Raw genomic sequence first — 16168 nt, forward strand, 5'->3', positions numbered from 1 at the left:
TCTTTCATGTCGGCTTGATGGCGCCCGCATCAGACCAGCGGCCCGGTGTATTTTTCCAGCGTCTCCCAGGCCTCATCGCCAAACTTCTTGCGCCACTCGGCGTAGAAGCCCGCGTCCCGCAGCAGCTTGCGGAACGGCGCCGGATCCGGCCGGTTGAACGTGATGCCAAGCCGGGTCATCTCCGCCTGCGCTGCGACGTCGAGCCGCGCGATATCCTCGCGCTGCTTCAGCGCCGCGGTGGCGAAGCGCGTCGTCAGCGAAGCCTGCACCTCGCGCGGCAGTGCCTGGAATTTCCTGGCATTGCCGAAGATAAAGTGGCCGTCCCAGGTATGCGCGGTCATCGAGCAGAACTTCTGCACTTCATACAGCTTGCCGCTGCGGATCAGCGACAGCGGCGTCTCCTGGCCGTCCACCACGCGTGTCTGCAGCGCCGAATAGAGATCGGCGAACGGTATGACCGTCGGCGCCGCGCCCAGCATCCTGAACATCGAGACCCACAGAGGGATCGCCGGGACGCGTATCTTGAACCCCTTCAGGTCCGCTGGCGTATTCACCGGCCGGGTGGCGGAAGTGATATTGCGATAGCCGTTGTCGAGGCACTTCTCGAACACGTGCAGGTTCACCTTGCCCAGCGCGCTCCGGACATAGGCGCCCAGTCCGCCGTCCATCGCGGCCCACACCATGGCGTAGTCCTTGAAGGCAAAGGCCACGCCATTGATGCTCGCGGCTGGCACACGCGTCTGCAAGTTGGTGCTGGCCGTCGACATGAAGTCAATGGCGCCGGCGAGGATCTGGGAGACCATGTCTGGCTCGCTGCCCAGTTGGCTATTGGGATAGACCTGCAGGTCGACCTTGCCGCCGGTGTCCTGGCGAATGGCGTCGGCGGCCTCCTTGATGCGCAGCGTGCCCGGATGGTCGGCCGGGAAGGCCGTGCCGTACTTCAGCCTGATGGTGGCGCTCTGCGCGAACGCGTTGCGTCCGGGCAATGCCAGCGCCAGTCCGCCGGCGGCGAGTGCGCCGAACTGCCGGCGAGTGAACCGATGGGTCATGATGTGGATGTCTCCTGTTTTTCAAGTTGTGGCCGGGAAGGACAGCAGTGCTGCCGCGCCGCGCTCGCGCAATACCGTCAGGTGTGCGGCAAGCCGGCGCCGGAACGGCTTCGGCCACGGGACGTCGCCAAATACGGCACCGTGCGCCAGGGCACGACGCACGGCGTCCGTATCGCTGTCAGCGCCGCGCAGCGCTGCGGCAAGTGGCGGCGCACCGGGATCGCTCGCGACAAGCGGCTCGCCGTGCTCATTGGCGTCACAGCGCAAATAGTGGAGCCACACCGCCAGCGCACGCTCCAGGCATGGCCGCTCGATGTCCGCGGCCAGGTTTTCGCGCAACGCCGGCAGCCAGCGCACCGGGACCTTCTGCGTGCCATCCATCGCGATCTGCGCGGTGTGATGCGCGATCGCGGCGTTGCGCAGCCGACTCAGCAGCGCGTTGCCGTAGCGGCCGACGTCGTACCCTGCCGGCGCAGCGAGGGTGGCATGAAGGTCCTCCATCACCCCGCGTGCGAAGGCACCGAGGACCGGATCGGCCATCGCCCCGGCCACAGTCCCGATGCCGCACAACTGCGCGGCATAGGCGATCGCCGAATGCGTGCCGTTCAGCATCCGCAGCTTCATGGCCTGGAACGGCCGGACATCGCCCGTCATCAGCGCGCCGCTCGCCTCCCACGCGGGCCGCGGCCCGGCGAAGCGGTCTTCAATCACCCATTGCGTGAACCGCTCACAGACAATGGCAGCCTCATCGCGTAGTCCGAGGCGCTGCTGCGCCCAGTTCAGCGACGTAGGCGTCGCGGCGGGCACAATGCGGTCGACCATGGTGTTCGGCAGCGCCACCTCATCGTGGATACGCCGGGCCAGCGCCGGATCGACCTGCGACGCGTACTGCGTCAGCAGCTTGCGCAGCGTGTCGCCGTTGTCGGCCATGTTGTCGCAGCAGACAATGCTCAGCGGCGCGCCGGACGGCCGCCGGCGTATCCCCGCCGCCAGCACGCCGAGCGTGCTGCGCGGCGCCTCGGGATGGGCCAGGTCGTGGCGGATATCCGGGTCGCTGGTGTCGAGGTCGGATGTCGACGGATGCCTGTTGTAGCCCTTTTCCGTGACGGTACAGGTCACGACAGAAGCGGCGGGATCGGCGATGGCGCCAATCACCTGATCCAGTGCATGCGGTGCATACAAGGCCTGCACCAGGGCGCCCACGATGCGCGCCGTGGCCGCGGCACCGTCTCGCTCGATGACCGCGTACAGGCAATCCTGCGCAGTCAGCGCGCGTGCCATGCGCGGCTCCCGCAAGCTGACGCCGACGATGCCCCAGCGCGTGTCGCCATCATCGATTGCTGCCTCCGTGTACAGCGCCTGGTGCGCGCGGTGGAAAGCGCCAAGGCCGATATGCACCACGCCGCGCGACAAGCGGCTGCGGTCGTAGCCGGGCCCTTGCACGGCGGCGTCGGCGCTGCAGACGGTACGCTGCGCCAGCCTCATGCCCTACCCCTCGATCGTTTGTATTGCGGCATCGTGCGTGACATCCGTGCTGTGGACGATGGCAAAACGTACCATTGGTAAATGCTGCAGACGTGCAGCCGTTTCGCAAGATTTGTGCAGCGCATGCGCTTTCCCGCTGCAGAATCCGCTCGTATCCGTCCCTGTTTTCGCAAGGTAACCTGCTTCGCATCCCCTTCCATGCCGTCAGAGCCATGGCACCCCGCATGGAAGCACGCAACCGCCGGAGCACGTCTTGAAGATCGAACGGATACAAACCATCGTCACCTGTCCGGGCCGCAACTTCGTCACGGTCAAGGTGATGACGGACCAGGGCGTCTACGGACTTGGCGATGCCACGCTCAACGGCCGCGAGCTTGCGGTCAGCGCTTACCTCGACGCGCATGTCATTCCCTGCCTCATCGGTCGCGACCCGCGTTGCATCGAAGACATCTGGCAGTACCTGTATCGCGGCGCCTACTGGCGGCGCGGGCCCGTCACGATGACAGCGATCGCCGCGATCGACATGGCGCTATGGGATATCCTCGGCAAGCTGGCGAACATGCCGGTGTACCAGCTTCTGGGCGGCAAGAGCCGGCAACGGCTGCTGGTCTACGGGCACGCCAACGGCCGCGACCACGAAGAAGCCGTCGATGCCGTCCACCGGCACATCGCGGAGGGCTTCAAGGCAATCCGTGTGCAGTCCGGCGTACCGGGACTCTCAAAGGTGTATGGCGTCGGCAAGCAGCCCGGCCACTATGAACCCGCGGAGAAGGGGCTCCCGACGGAAGAGCCGTGGGACACCGCCCTCTACCTGCATCACACGCCGGAACTGTTCCGCAAGGTGCGCGATGCCGTCGGCTTCGGGCCACACCTGCTGCATGATGCGCACCACCGGCTGACGCCGATCGAAGCGGCCCGTCTTGGCAAGGCACTCGAACCGTTCAGCCTGTTCTGGCTGGAAGACGCCACGCCGGCCGAGAACCAGGACACCTTCCGCCTGATCCGCCAGCACACCACCACGCCGCTGGCGGTGGGAGAAGTCTTCAATTCGATCTGGGATTGCAAGGACCTCATCGGCAACCAGCTGATCGACTTCATCCGCACCACCATCGTCCATGCCGGCGGCATCACCCATGTGCGGCGCATTGCGGACTTCGCCGCGATGCACCAGGTGCGCACGGGTTTCCACGGCGCCACCGACCTGCCGCCGGTGTGCATGGCGGCGGCGGTCAACTTCGGGCTGTGGGCGCCGAACTTCGGCATCCAGGAACTGATGCCGCACAACGCGCTGACCGACGAGGTGTTTCCGCACAACTATCGCTTTGAGGACGGCTATCTGGCCATGGACGAGGTGCCTGGGCTTGGCGTCGACATCGACGAAGCACTGGCCGGCAGGTACCCCTATGAGCGTGCCTACCTGCCGGTGGCAAGGCTGCGCGACGGAGGGATGTGGAACTGGTAGCCCGGCACGCGACAGATCGCGCTCACTTCCTCCACACATGGCGCCCTTCATGCCACCAGAACCCAACATGTTGAGCATCGTCGTCGACCAACCGCACAGCCTGGCCTTGTGCACGAGGCCCATCCCCACCCCTGCTCCCGGAGAAGTGCGCCTGCGCGTGCGCTATGCCGGCATCTGCGGCTCCGACCTGCATATCTTCCACGGCAAGAATCCGTTTGCCGCGTACCCTCGCGTGATCGGCCATGAATTCATGGGTCATATCGACGCCGTCGGCGCAGGCGTCAGCGCTCAGCGCATCGGCGAGCGCGTGGTGGTGGACCCGGTCATCAGCTGCGGCCAATGCCACGCCTGCCGCATTGGCCGGCGCAACGTCTGCAGCCGCATGCAGGTAATCGGCGTGCACCGCGATGGAGGCTTCAGCGAATACGCCTGCGTGCCGGCGTGCAATGCCTACGCGGTGCCCGCTGGCATGGCGGCGACTAGCGCGGCAGTGATCGAGCCCTTCGCCGTCGCGGCAAATATTACCCACCGCACTGGCGTGCTGTGCGAAGACATCGCGTTGATCTATGGCGCTGGTCCTATCGGGCTGAATCTGCTGCAGGTACTTAAACGCGTCTACGGTGTACGAGTGCTTATCGCCGACCACCTCGACGAACGCCTGGCCTTGGCCCGCCATTGCGGCGCCGAGGCGGAAGAGGTCGTCAACACCTCGGATGAAGCCATCGAACAGGCCCTTGCAAAGCGCGGCGTGGCTGAGGGCCCGACACTGATCTACGACGCGGTCTGCCACCCATCGATCCTGGAAGAAGCCGTGCGCATTGCCGCCCCGGCAGGACGCATCGGCGTACTGGGCTTTTCCGCGACACCATCGGCCGTTCCGCAGATGGAACTGACCCGGAAGGAACTCACGCTCTATGCCTCGCGCCTGAACTGCGACATGTTCCCCACGGTGGTCGACTGGATCTCCCAGGGGCTGGTCGACCCCGGCTGCATCGTCACGCACCAGATCGATTTCCACGAAGTCACCCATGCCCTGGACCTTGCCGAACACAACCCGCGCGAGAGCTGCAAGATACTGCTCGACTTTGGCGCGCCTGCCTGACATGTCGCCAATCTTCGATCGCCGGCCTTACCCACATAATGTGCGCGATGACATTCGCGCCAGGACGTCAGCCATTTGCGAACGATATCCGTCGATTCAGCCCATGGCACTGGTACTGCCCTTTCCGGTCGCATATACCTTACGCATGACAACGACCCCATGCCGAGGTATCCCATGCGCCACGAGATGCACCAACCCTACCCGCCCAACGACCCGAACGCCATGGCCTACTGGCGTGCCCGCCGGATGGTCCGTGCCTTGCGCGGCTGGTACATCCACCTGCTGGTCTATGTCGTGGTCAATGCGTGGCTGTGGTTCCGCTTCTTCTACTTTGGCAGCCCGTCGTGGTCGCACTACGCCACGACCGGCTGGCCGTGGCCGCTGACCACCACGCTCGCCTGGGGCCTCGGGCTGGGCGTGCACGGATTGCTGGTCTGGATGCGGCTGTCGCGCCGCGGGCGGGACTGGGAGCAGCGCAAGATCCAGGAATTCATGGATCGTCAGTGAAGCGACCAGCTGGCGGCAGCACGCTGCGCTGCCGCCGCATTACATCTGCCGGAACTTGTGCATATAGGCGCGCGATACCGCCAACTCCGTGTCGCTATTCCGCATCCGCACAAACAGCCGCCCGGATTCATCGCGGCGCGTGCCGGCCACGTATTCCATGTTGACGATCGACGAGCGGTGGATCTGCCAGAACACCTCGGGATCCAGGCCGGCGATCAACTCCGCCAGCGGCGTGCGGATCAGGTGCTCGCCCTCGCGGGTATGTACGACCACGTATTTGTCGTCGCTCTGGAAATACATCACGTCCTGGATCGGCACATGGCTGGTGGTATTGCCGCGACTGGCACGGACCCAGCGCAGCAGGCCGGCGTTCTCGGGGCGCGGCTGCTGCCCCCGCGTCAGCTGGCTCAGCAGTTGCGCCAGTTCAGGCAACGGCGCCGCGTCCTGCAGTGCCTTGCGCAAGCGCTCGATGGTCCGGCCGAGCCGCTCGTCGCTGACTGGCTTGACCAGGTAATCCACCGCGGCGCGTTCAAAGGCATCCAGCGCGAATTCGTCATAGGCGGTGACGAACACCAGCCGCGTATCGGCTTCAATGCCCTGCGCCACTTCCAGCCCTGACAGCCCTGGCATCTTGATATCGAGGAAGGCAACGCTGGGCGACAGCCGCGCGATGGCTTCGGCCGCTTCAATACCGTTGGTGGCCTCGGCGACGATCTGCAGTTCCGGCCACAAGCGTTCCAGTTTTGCGCGCAGATGGGCGCGCAGGTGCTCTTCGTCGTCGGCGATCAATGCGGTCAGCGTCATGGAGCATCTCCGGTTCGAACGGACTGCGCAATGGGAATATCGATCAGCACCGCAGTGCCGGGCGAGCGCTCTTCGATGCGCACGTGCGCGTCGCCGTCATACAGCACGGCCAGCCGCTCGCGCAGGTTGGCAAGGCCCACGCCCGAGCCCGCCGTCGGACGAAAGCCCATGCCATCGTCCTCGATGGTGGCGAGCATGCGAGCGCCCTGCCGCTCCAACCGGACCAGCAGCCGCCCGCCTTCGATCTTCGGCTCCAGGCCATGCTTGATCGCGTTCTCGACCACCGGCTGCAACAGCATCGGTGCCAGCGGCACCGGCTCAAGTTCGGGGTCGACATGGATCGAGTAATGCAGCCGGTCTCCCATCCGGATGCGTATCAGGGCCAGATAATCGCGCAGCAGTTTCGCCTCCTGCGCCACCGTGCCCTGCGTGGCGCGGCTCGCCGCCAGCGAGGCACGCAGGTAGGCAATGAAATGCTCCAGCATCAGCGTGGCCTTGTGCGGCGCCGGTTCGATCAGGCTGACCACGTTGGCGAGCGTATTGAACAGGAAGTGCGGCTCGATCTGGGCCTGCAGCAACTTCATCCGCGCTTCGACCAGCTGCTTCTCGGTCGACAGCGTGCGCACCTGCTCGCGCGCCATGTATTCAGCGATCTTGCGCTCTTCCCAGTCGCGGCCAAGCAGCCCGACCCGGGCCCAGGTCATGACACCATGCATCGCCAGGCCGACGCCCCAACCAATCAGCATCCCGCCAGACCAGGGGCGATGCGGCGATCCAAACAGATGGAAGGCGATCATCAATCCGTTGACCACCACATAGACCATGGCGTGCATATAGAAGAAGCGCAGCGCACGGACGCGGCGGCGGGCGTCTTCATAGGCGCGCTGCTCGGGGGCGGATCGCCAGATGCGGGAGTCGGAGGGGTGCACGGGCGGAGCGGCTGGGGCTGAGACCTGGCAAGGTTACCACCGCCCTCCGGGCACTCATATCGCCTTGGCGGGATCAGCCAGAATGACGGCGCGAGTTGCACAAGGAATGGCGCCAACTACATGGGCTCGAAATGGGCTCGAAACGCGCTGCGAAAGCGATCCTGCTAAGATCCCACGCTCGGCACGCGCCCAAGCGGCGCTCTGTCCATGTCTCCATGACGGCCGCTCACGCGCGTCGTCTCGCTGTCTCATGCATTCGATACGCAAGCGTCCAGCCATCGACGGCGACCTCGGCTGGTATGAAACTTCGCCGTCCCGTCATTTGCCACTCGGTACTCGCCTGAAAGGGGACCATCGTTTCGACGTCGCCATCGTCGGCGCGGGTTTCACCGGGGTCTCGCTGGCTCGACGCCTGGCTGAGCTTCGCCCCGAGGCAAGGATCGCACTGATCGATGCGCTCGAGGTGGGCCAGGGCGCGTCCGGACGCAACGCGGGCTTCATCATCGATATTCCGCACAACGTCGATGGCGGTGCAGCCGATATCGATCACGATCTCCAACTCTTCGCCCTGAACAACTTCGCGATCGCGCAATTGCGAAGCCTGAAGGATCGCTACCGAATCGATTGCGCGTGGGACGACGCAGGCAAATACATGTCCGCGCGCGAAGACGGCAATCTGGCGGCTCTCGAACACTTCGAGGCATCCCTGAAGGCGGCAGGCTTTCCATGCGAACAACTGCAAGGCCAGGCGCTTGCGCGGCGGCTGGGCACCGACTACTACCAGGCGGCGGTGTACACGCCGGGCAATGTGCTGGTCAATCCGGCGTCGCTGGTGCGAGGCCTGGCCGCGGCGCTACCGAAGTCCGTCACGCTGTTCGAAGCGAGCCCGGTCCTCGCCAGGGAAGACGGCCCGGTTCATACGCTGAGGTTTCTGGGCGGTACCGTGCGCGCCGATGCCCTGGCCCTGACGGTGGGCAGCTTCTCCGAGGGCTTTGGCGGTGCGAGGAATCGGATTGCGCCGGTATTCACCTACGCGAGCCTTACCGCGCCCCTGTCCGAGAAGGAGGTTGCTACCTGCTTCAACGGCGTACGGCCATGGGGCACCACTTCAGCGCATCCGGGCGGCACTACCGTGCGCTACACGCCTGACCGACGCATCTTCGTCCGCAACACCTTCGCGCTGCGGCCTGCCCTGCGCAGCAGCGACGCGGACCTGCATGCGGCCTGGATACAGCACCGACGGTCGTTTGCAGCCCGTTTTCCCTTTCTGGCTGAAAAGGTTCTCGAATACACCTGGGGCGGCATGATCACCGTGACATCCAACCACCAATCGGTGTTTCGCCGGGAGGCGGACAATCTCTACTGCGTCGTCGGATGCAACGGTGTCGGCGTGGCCAAGGGCACCTACCTTGGCCACTTCATGGCGGAATACATGACCGGCATGCGCAGCCCGGAGCTGGACTTCATCCTGGCGAACAGCAATCCTGGCTGGATACCGGGGGAACCGTTCAAGCGGATCGGCGCGGCCTATCGGCTCAGGCAGGCGCTTGCGGGCGCCGGCGGGGACATCTAGTCCAAAACCGGGTGCGGTGCAAAACAAAACGGGCTACGCGTATCGCGTAGCCCGTTCTTCTATCTGGTGCCGGCTGCAGGACTCGAACCCGCCACCTGATGATTACAAATCAACTGCTCTACCTGATGAGCTAAGCCGGCATGTCTGGTGCAGACCGCGATTCTACTGCATCGCAGCCAACTTTGGGATGGCTTACTTCACCACCTTCAACGCTGGCTTCTTGCCGCCGATGCGAGGCACCGGGGGCGGTGTTTCGTCGTCGCCCGGGCCGGAGTCGACAGTAGCTGCCGGGGTTTCGGCTTCTACCGGCGCCAGCTTGGGCGGCGGGTTGTTTTCGCGTTCGGTGGCGGCCTGCGTTTCCGGCAGGCTGCGCTCGACCGGGAAGGCCATGCCCTGCCCGTTCTCGCGGGCATAGATGGCCAGCACGTTCTCGACAGGGACGTCGATCTTGCGCGAGACACCGCCGAAGCGCGCGCTGAAGGTGATCCACTCGTTGCCCATGTCCAGGCCGCTGGTGGCGTCGAAGCTCACGTTGAGCACGATCTCGTTGTTCTTCACGAACTCGCGCGGCACGTTGGTGTTGGCGTCGACGAACACGGCGACGTACGGCGTGAAGCCGTTGTCCGTGCACCACTCATAAATGGCGCGGATCAGGTAGGGCTTGGTGGAGGTTTCAGGCATTGTGCTTCCAGTGGCGCCGTGGTGGCCCGAGGGCGGTTGCCTTCGGGCCGGTGCCGGTTAGCGGCGCATCACCTTCTCGGACGGGGTGAGCGCTTCGATGTATGCGGGACGGCTGAAAATGCGTTCAGCATACTTCAGCAGCGGCGCGGCGTTCTTCGACAGCTCGATGCCGTAGTGGTCCAGGCGCCACAGCAGCGGCGCGATGGCGACGTCGAGCATCGAGAACTCTTCGCCCAGCATGTACTTGTTCTTGACGAAGATCGGCGCGAGCTGCGTCAAACGGTCGCGGATCGCGGCACGGGCGCGCTCGTGGTTCTTCTCCGCAGCCTTGCCCTTTTCGTTCTCGAGCGTGTACACGTGCGTGAACAGTTCCTTTTCAAAGTTGAACAGGAACAGGCGGGCGCGGGCGCGCTGGACCGGGTCGGCCGGCATCAGCTGCGGGTGCGGGAAGCGCTCGTCGATGTATTCGTTGATGATATTCGACTCATACAGGATGAGGTCGCGCTCGACCAGGATGGGTACCTGGCCGTACGGGTTCATCACCGAAATATCTTCGGGCTTGTTGAACAGGTCGACGTCGCGGATTTCAAAATCCATGCCCTTTTCAAACAGGACAAGGCGGCAACGTTGGGAAAACGGGCAAGTCGTACCCGAATACAACACCATCATGGTTGGATTCCTTGGGCTTAGCCGAAGCAGGGTCGGACGGTAAGGTCTGACATTCTGCCAAAATCGGGCACCGAAAAGCAAATAAGTGGCATTTGATGCACTTACCGCGAGGCCGGATCCAATGAAAAAGGCCAGAGCGATGCTGCTTTCGCAACCTCCGCATCTGGCCTTCGGGCAGTGGCGACCCGCCGGGCCGCCGACGACTTACTTCACATCCTTCCAGTAAGCCGCGTTCAGGCGCCACGCGAAGACGGTGAACATGCCCAGGAACAGCAGCACCCATACGCCCAGGCGCTTGCGGTGGTTCTGCGCGGGCTCGGCCATCCAGTCCAGGAAACTGACCAGATCGGCAGTGGCCTGGTCATACTCGACCTTGCTCATCTTGCCCGGGCTCAGTTGCTCGAAGCCGGCGAACTTGTGCACCTTCTCGCCATGCTCTTCCACTTCCGTGAACTTGGCGGCGCGCTGGCCCTGCAGTTCCCAAAGCACGTGCGGCATGCCGACGCTCGGGAACACCAGGTTGTTCCAGCCGGTGGCGCGGCTGTCGTCACGGTAGAAGGTGCGCAGGTAGGTATAGAGCCAGTCGTCGCCGCGGGCACGCGCAATCACCGACAGGTCCGGCGGCTGCGCGCCGAAGAAGGCCTTGGCTTCCTTCGGCTGCATGGCGATGGTCATGGTCTCGCCGACCTTGTCCGCGCTGAACAGCAGGTTCTGGCGGATCTGGTCGTCGGTGAGGCCGATGTCCTTCAGCCGGTTGTAGCGCATCATCGATGCGCCGTGGCAGTTCAGGCAGTAGTTGACGAACAGCTTGGCGCCGCGCTGCAGCGACGACAGGTCGGCAGTATTCACCGGTGCCGGCTCCAGCGGGAAGCCTCCCTCTGATGCCATGGCGGGCGCGCCGGCAAAGCAGGCGCCGGCCAGCGCGATGATCGAAAGCAGCTTTTTCATCTTGTGTCCTTGTGCTCTTGTCGGGGTTCGCGTCGCTCAGTGCGGATGGAACGTGACACGCTCCGGCACCGGCTTGAACTCGCCGGCACGGCTCCACAGCGGCATGGTCAGGAAGAAGGCGAAGTACAGCAGCGTACCGAGCTGCGACACCTTCTCACCAACCGGCGACGGCGGTTGCACGCCGAGATAGCCAAGCACCAGGAACACCACCACAAAGACGATCAGGATGGTCTTGTGGAAAGCAGGACGATAGCGGATGGACTTGACCGGCGAGCAGTCCAGCCACGGCAGGAAGAACAGGATCACGACCGAGCCGCCCATCACCAGCACGCCCCAGAACTTGGCGTCGATGAAGTAGAAGCCCACGGCCAGAATCACGGCGATGGCAACCGCACCGACCTTGACGCGTGCGTCCTTGCTGCGCAGGAACACCATGCCGAGCAGCAGCGCGAAGAACACCCACAGGATCGGCAGGAAGTTCGACGTGGTGGCGCGCAGCATCGAGTAGAACGGCGTGAAGTACCAGACCGGCGCGATATGCGGCGGGGTCTTCAGCGGATCAGCCGGGAAGAAGTTGTTGTGTTCCAGGAAATAGCCGCCCACTTCCGGGAAGAAGAAGATCACCGCCGAGAAGATGAGCAGGAAGCCGGCAACGCCCAGCGTATCGTGCACCGAGTAGTACGGGTGGAACGGGATGCCATCCAGCGGGATACCATTCTCGTCCTTCCTGGCCTTGATCTCGACGCCGTCCGGGTTGTTCGAGCCCACTTCGTGCAGCGCGATGATGTGCGCGATCACCAGGCCCAGCAGCACCAGCGGCACCGCGATGACGTGGAACGAGAAGAAGCGGTTCAGCGTGGCATCGCTCACCACGTAGTCGCCGCGGATGAACAGCGACAGGTCCTGGCCGATCACCGGAATCGCGGAGAACAGGTTCACGATCACCTGCGCGCCCCAGTAGGACATCTGGCCCCACGGCAGCAGGTAGCCCATGAAGGCTTCCGCCATCAGGCACAGGAAGATCAGGCAGCCGAAGATCCAGACCAGCTCACGCGGCTTGCGGTACGAACCGTACAGCAGCCCGCGGAACATATGCAGGTAGACCACGACAAAGAAGGCCGAGGCACCGGTCGAATGCATGTAGCGCACCAGCCAGCCCCACGGGACTTCGCGCATGATGTATTCCACGCTGGCGAAGGCCACGGGAATGCCGGCGGCGTTGAGCGTGCCGTCCGGCTTGTAGTTCATCACCAGGAAAATGCCCGTGACGATCTGGATCACCAGCACCAGCAGCGCGAGCGAACCGAAGAAGTACCAGAAGTTGAAGTTCTTCGGCGCGTAGTACTTGGAAAGGTGGTCTTCCCACAGTTGCGTTGCCGGGAAGCGGGCGTCGATCCAGCCCATCAGGCCGGTCGTCTTGACTTGTTTTTCGGCCGCCATGATCAGGCTTCTCCTTTCTCATCCTTGCCGATCACGATCTTGGTGTCAGTCAGGAATTGGTAGGGGGGAACATCGAGATTTTGCGGAGCCGGCTTGTTCTTGAAGACGCGCCCGGCCAGGTCGAACGTGGAGCCGTGGCAAGGGCAAAGGAAACCGGGATCGGCGCCGAGCTGGGGGTTCGCACCGGAAGCAAAGGGGCCGGAAGGCGAGCAGCCGAGGTGGGAGCAGATGCCGACCACGACCAGGACGTCCTTGTGTTCTGCGCGCGAACGGGTTTCGTTCCTGCAGTAGTCCGGCGTCTGCATGGTGAAAGGAATCTCGGAATTCGGATCGGCCACCTCGCCGTCCGTCTTCTTCAGCGAGGCCAGCTGTTCGTCGGTCCGCTTCATGATCCAGACCGGCTTGCCGCGCCATTCGACAGTCATCATCTCGCCCGGCTTCAGCGCACCGATATCTGCTTCGACTGGCGCACCCGCGGCCTTGGCTTTCTCCGATGGTGCAAAGGTACTGACGAAAGGAACCGCTACCGCCACGCCTCCGACGCCGCCAGCGACGGATGTCGCGATCAACCAATTGCGGCGACCTTTATCCACGCTCTTCACGTCTTGCTGGTCACTCATTCCAAACCCCAGGGGAAGTCAATTTAGATTTTGCGTCAACCATAAAGTGTACCTTAGACATCTGCGCACTAGATAGGCGCAAATTGCCTTATCCATGCGCGATAATCGGACATGCATGCCGGAAATCCGCCTCCAGACTTGCTTTCCGGGCAGTGATGCGGCAGGCTGATAGCTTGATACCGTTCATCGCTAGCAACAAGAAGGAGAACCCCCCATGGGCATGATCTCGGAATTCAAGACCTTTGCAATGCGCGGCAACGTCATCGACCTCGCGGTCGGTGTGATCATCGGCGCTGCATTCGGGAAAATTGTGGATTCTGTGGTCAATGACCTGATCATGCCGGTAGTGGGCCGTATAGTCGGCAAGCTGGACTTCTCTAATATGTTTGTCACGCTGGCCGATCCGCCGCCTGGAACGCCAATGACATTGGATGCGCTGAAGAAGGCTGGCGTGCCCGTATTTGCCTATGGCAATTTCCTGACTATCGTTGTCAACTTTCTTATCCTGGCCTTCATCATCTTCATGATGGTGCGCGCGTTCAACAAGATGCGCGAGAAGGAACCGCCCCCTCCGCCAGCCGCACCGCCTGAGGAAGTTGCGCTGCTGCGCGAGATCCGCGACGCCCTCAAGACGCGCTGAGTCCAGAACGATAAAACGGCCCCGATGGGGCCGTATTGTTTTGCGTCAGACAGGATTGGGAATATCGATGAATGTGTGCCGCAATCCGAAGCGTTGCGCCACATGCTCGCCCAGTGAGCGGATGCCGTAGCGCTCGGTTGCGTGATGGCCGGCGGCGAGATACGCCACGCCGCTCTCACGCGCGAGGTGCGTGGTCTGCTCCGAGACCTCGCCACTCAGGTAGGCATCGACGCCCGCCGCCACCGCCGCATCGAAGTAGCCTTGCGCCCCGCCTGTGCACCAGCCAATCGTGCGGATCATCTGCTCCGGCTCGCCAATGGCCAGCGGCTCTCGCCCGAGCACGCCACCAACGTGCGCCGCCAGCGCGGACAGCGGCATCGGCGCGGGCAAGGTGCCGGTCCAGCCGAGCTGGTCATCGCTGAAACGCCCGGTCGGCGTGAAGCCGAGCTGCAGCCCGAGCTGCGCGTTGTTGCCGAATTCCGGATGGTTGTCCAGCGGCAGGTGGAAGGCAAACAGGTTGATGTCTGCGCCCAGCAGCCGCTTCAGGCGTGCGTGCTTCTGCCCGACCACACGCGCATCCTCGTTTTTCCAGAAATAGCCGTGATGGACGAGGATGGCATCGGCGCCGGCTTCGGCCGCGGCCTCGACCAGTGCCAGGCTCGCCGTGACGCCAGTGACGATGTGAGTGACTTCCGGGCAACCTTGCACTTGCAGCCCGTTGGGACAATAGTCCTTGTAACGGGAAACTTCCAACAGGTCGTTCAAGTACAATTCAAGCTCTTTTGTTTTCATTTTCTGCTCAAAACTCCAATATGTTGCGGCGCTTTTGGCTGTTCTTTGCCCAGGCTGTCACCGTCGTGCTGGCGGTCTGGTTCGTCGTGGCAACGCTCAAGCCTGATTGGCTGCAGAGGGGGCGCGTCGCGGTCCAGTCGGGCTCGCCTATCGTCGCGCTCAAGGAAGTGGTGCCCAACGTTTCCGGCCCCGCCGCCGAGGGGTCCTACAGCGAAGCCGCGCAGCAGGCCATGCCGGCCGTGGTCAATATCTTTACCAGCAAGAACGGCAACAAGCGCTCGCCCAACCCGCAAGCCGAGGACCCGTGGTTCCGCTTCTTCTTCGGCGACCGCCTGCCTGAGCGGCAGGAGCCGGTGTCGAGCCTGGGATCGGGTGTGATTGTCAGTGCCGAGGGTTACATTCTAACCAACCACCACGTGGTGGATGGCGCTGACGAGATCGAGATTGCGCTGACCGACGGCCGCAAGGCCAACGCCAAGGTGGTCGGCTCCGACCCGGAGACCGACCTGGCCGTGCTGAAGGTGACGCTGAAGGACCTGCCCGCGATCACGCTGGGCCGGCTGGAGAACGTGAAGGTCGGCGATGTGGTGCTGGCGATCGGCAACCCGTTCGGCGTCGGCCAGACGGTGACGATGGGCATCGTGTCCGCGCTGGGGCGTAGCCACCTGGGTATCAACACCTTCGAGAACTTCATCCAGACCGACGCGGCGATCAACCCGGGCAATTCAGGCGGGGCGCTGGTTGACGCACAGGGCAACCTGCTGGGCATCAATACAGCGATCTACTCGCGTTCGGGCGGCTCGCTCGGGATTGGCTTTGCGATCCCGGTTTCCACGGCCAAGCAAGTGATGGAGTCGATCATTTCCACTGGCAGCGTCACACGCGGCTGGATCGGCGTCGAGCCGCAGGATATGACGCCGGAGATTGCCGAGTCCTTCGGGCTGGATGCGAAGGAAGGGGCACTGATCGCCGCGGTGGTCCAGGGCGGTCCGGCGGACAAAGCGGGAGTAAAGCCGGGGGATGTGCTGACGAAGGTGGATGGCCTTTCAATCACTGACACGACGGCCCTTCTCAATGCCATTGCACAGCTCAAGCCCGGCGTGGACATCAAGATGACCGTGATCCGCCGGGGCAAGCCGACGGACCTGACGGTGACGATCGGCAAGCGGCCACCGCCGCCGCGTCGCGCGTTGCCGTTTGATGAGGAAGAGTGAGGCTGGTCCCATTACAACCAGAGGACCAGAAACCCGCCAGACCATGGCGGGTTTTTTTGTGCCCTGCCCGCGGCAAGTCCGGTCGGCTCGGCGTGCATGACGGATAGCGACAACCCGGCTCGGGTAGAAAGAACCGCGCAACCGCGCGGGCAACGCTCACAGGGTGCGCGGCACGCCAGACACCGGCCTGCCGGCGCCGAGGGCGCAAGCCAAGAGCCTTCGTCCGCGCGTTGCGAGCCCCAAAAGCCTAGTC

16 protein-coding genes and 1 tRNA gene are annotated in these 16168 nt (G+C 63.6%); 6 read left to right on the forward strand and 11 right to left on the reverse strand.

Annotated features, from left to right (window positions below):
• Positions 1–29 precede the first annotated feature (29 nt).
• Positions 30–1049, reverse strand: coding sequence for a TRAP transporter substrate-binding protein (locus tag LPA45_RS15950; RefSeq protein WP_116320276.1), 1020 nt, complete (start codon positions 1047–1049; stop codon positions 30–32).
• 21 nt (positions 1050–1070) lie between these two features.
• Positions 1071–2534 carry a mannitol dehydrogenase family protein gene (locus tag LPA45_RS15955; protein WP_317922227.1) on the reverse strand — a complete coding sequence of 488 codons (1464 nt, stop codon included), beginning with the start codon at positions 2532–2534 and terminating at the stop codon, positions 1071–1073.
• A gap of 253 nt (positions 2535–2787) precedes the next feature.
• Between LPA45_RS15955 and manD the strand changes: the two genes are divergently transcribed.
• The 3 genes from manD (at position 2788) to LPA45_RS15970 (ending at position 5605) form a co-directional block, all read left to right on the forward strand.
• The gene (gene manD / locus LPA45_RS15960; RefSeq protein ID WP_317922225.1) at positions 2788–3996 is read left to right on the forward strand and encodes a D-mannonate dehydratase ManD; all 1209 of its coding nucleotides are present in this window, start codon (positions 2788–2790) and stop codon (positions 3994–3996) included.
• 67 nt (positions 3997–4063) lie between these two features.
• Positions 4064–5098, forward strand: a complete 1035-nt coding sequence (locus tag LPA45_RS15965) for a Zn-dependent oxidoreductase (protein WP_317922223.1) — start codon at positions 4064–4066, stop codon at positions 5096–5098.
• A gap of 186 nt (positions 5099–5284) precedes the next feature.
• Complete coding sequence (locus LPA45_RS15970) at positions 5285–5605, forward strand: 2TM domain-containing protein (protein ID WP_029048376.1); 321 nt, start codon at positions 5285–5287, stop codon at positions 5603–5605.
• A 39-nt stretch (positions 5606–5644) separates the two neighbouring features.
• Here the strand turns inward: LPA45_RS15970 and LPA45_RS15975 are convergent, their stop codons facing one another.
• Together LPA45_RS15975 and LPA45_RS15980 are read right to left on the reverse strand one after the other, a co-directional pair.
• Positions 5645–6409 (reverse strand): LytTR family DNA-binding domain-containing protein, encoded by a 765-nt coding sequence (locus tag LPA45_RS15975; RefSeq protein WP_317922222.1) that lies wholly within the window; start codon positions 6407–6409, stop codon positions 5645–5647.
• Positions 6406–7338 carry a sensor histidine kinase gene (locus tag LPA45_RS15980; protein ID WP_317922221.1) on the reverse strand — a complete coding sequence of 311 codons (933 nt, stop codon included), beginning with the start codon at positions 7336–7338 and terminating at the stop codon, positions 6406–6408. The genes LPA45_RS15975 and LPA45_RS15980 overlap by 4 nt, the downstream gene beginning before the upstream one ends.
• A gap of 250 nt (positions 7339–7588) precedes the next feature.
• Between LPA45_RS15980 and LPA45_RS15985 the strand changes: the two genes are divergently transcribed.
• Positions 7589–8911 carry an FAD-binding oxidoreductase gene (locus tag LPA45_RS15985; RefSeq protein ID WP_317922220.1) on the forward strand — a complete coding sequence of 441 codons (1323 nt, stop codon included), beginning with the start codon at positions 7589–7591 and terminating at the stop codon, positions 8909–8911.
• Between the two features lie 64 nt (positions 8912–8975).
• Here the strand turns inward: LPA45_RS15985 and LPA45_RS15990 are convergent.
• The 6 genes from LPA45_RS15990 to petA all read right to left on the reverse strand — a co-directional run bounded on the left by LPA45_RS15990 (position 8976) and on the right by petA (position 13269).
• Positions 8976–9051 (reverse strand) — tRNA-Thr (locus LPA45_RS15990).
• Between the two features lie 52 nt (positions 9052–9103).
• Positions 9104–9592 (reverse strand): ClpXP protease specificity-enhancing factor, encoded by a 489-nt coding sequence (locus tag LPA45_RS15995; protein ID WP_116320282.1) that lies wholly within the window; start codon positions 9590–9592, stop codon positions 9104–9106.
• A 57-nt stretch (positions 9593–9649) separates the two neighbouring features.
• A complete protein-coding gene (locus LPA45_RS16000) occupies positions 9650–10261 on the reverse strand; it encodes a glutathione S-transferase N-terminal domain-containing protein (RefSeq protein WP_010812311.1) in 612 nt (203 codons plus the stop codon).
• 204 nt (positions 10262–10465) lie between these two features.
• A complete protein-coding gene (locus tag LPA45_RS16005) occupies positions 10466–11209 on the reverse strand; it encodes a cytochrome c1 (RefSeq protein WP_317922218.1) in 744 nt (247 codons plus the stop codon).
• Positions 11210–11245: 36 nt separating this feature from the next.
• Positions 11246–12649, reverse strand: a complete 1404-nt coding sequence (locus LPA45_RS16010; RefSeq protein ID WP_116320284.1) for a cytochrome bc complex cytochrome b subunit — start codon at positions 12647–12649, stop codon at positions 11246–11248.
• A 2-nt stretch (positions 12650–12651) separates the two neighbouring features.
• Positions 12652–13269: a ubiquinol-cytochrome c reductase iron-sulfur subunit gene (gene petA / locus LPA45_RS16015; RefSeq protein WP_116320285.1), complete on the reverse strand. Its 618-nt coding sequence runs from the start codon at positions 13267–13269 to the stop codon at positions 12652–12654.
• A gap of 214 nt (positions 13270–13483) precedes the next feature.
• Between petA and mscL the strand changes: the two genes are divergently transcribed.
• Positions 13484–13909 carry a large conductance mechanosensitive channel protein MscL gene (mscL, locus tag LPA45_RS16020; RefSeq protein WP_116320286.1) on the forward strand — a complete coding sequence of 142 codons (426 nt, stop codon included), beginning with the start codon at positions 13484–13486 and terminating at the stop codon, positions 13907–13909.
• A 45-nt stretch (positions 13910–13954) separates the two neighbouring features.
• Here the strand turns inward: mscL and LPA45_RS16025 are convergent, their stop codons facing one another.
• Positions 13955–14701, reverse strand: coding sequence for a Nif3-like dinuclear metal center hexameric protein (locus tag LPA45_RS16025; protein WP_116320287.1), 747 nt, complete (start codon positions 14699–14701; stop codon positions 13955–13957).
• 20 nt (positions 14702–14721) lie between these two features.
• On the opposite strand from LPA45_RS16025, the gene LPA45_RS16030 reads away from it, so the two are divergent.
• Complete coding sequence (locus tag LPA45_RS16030; RefSeq protein ID WP_116320288.1) at positions 14722–15915, forward strand: Do family serine endopeptidase; 1194 nt, start codon at positions 14722–14724, stop codon at positions 15913–15915.
• Positions 15916–16168: the final 253 nt, after the last annotated feature.

It is taken from the genome of Cupriavidus sp. Agwp_2, assembly GCF_040784895.1.
Classification (GTDB): Bacteria; Pseudomonadota; Gammaproteobacteria; order Burkholderiales; family Burkholderiaceae; genus Cupriavidus.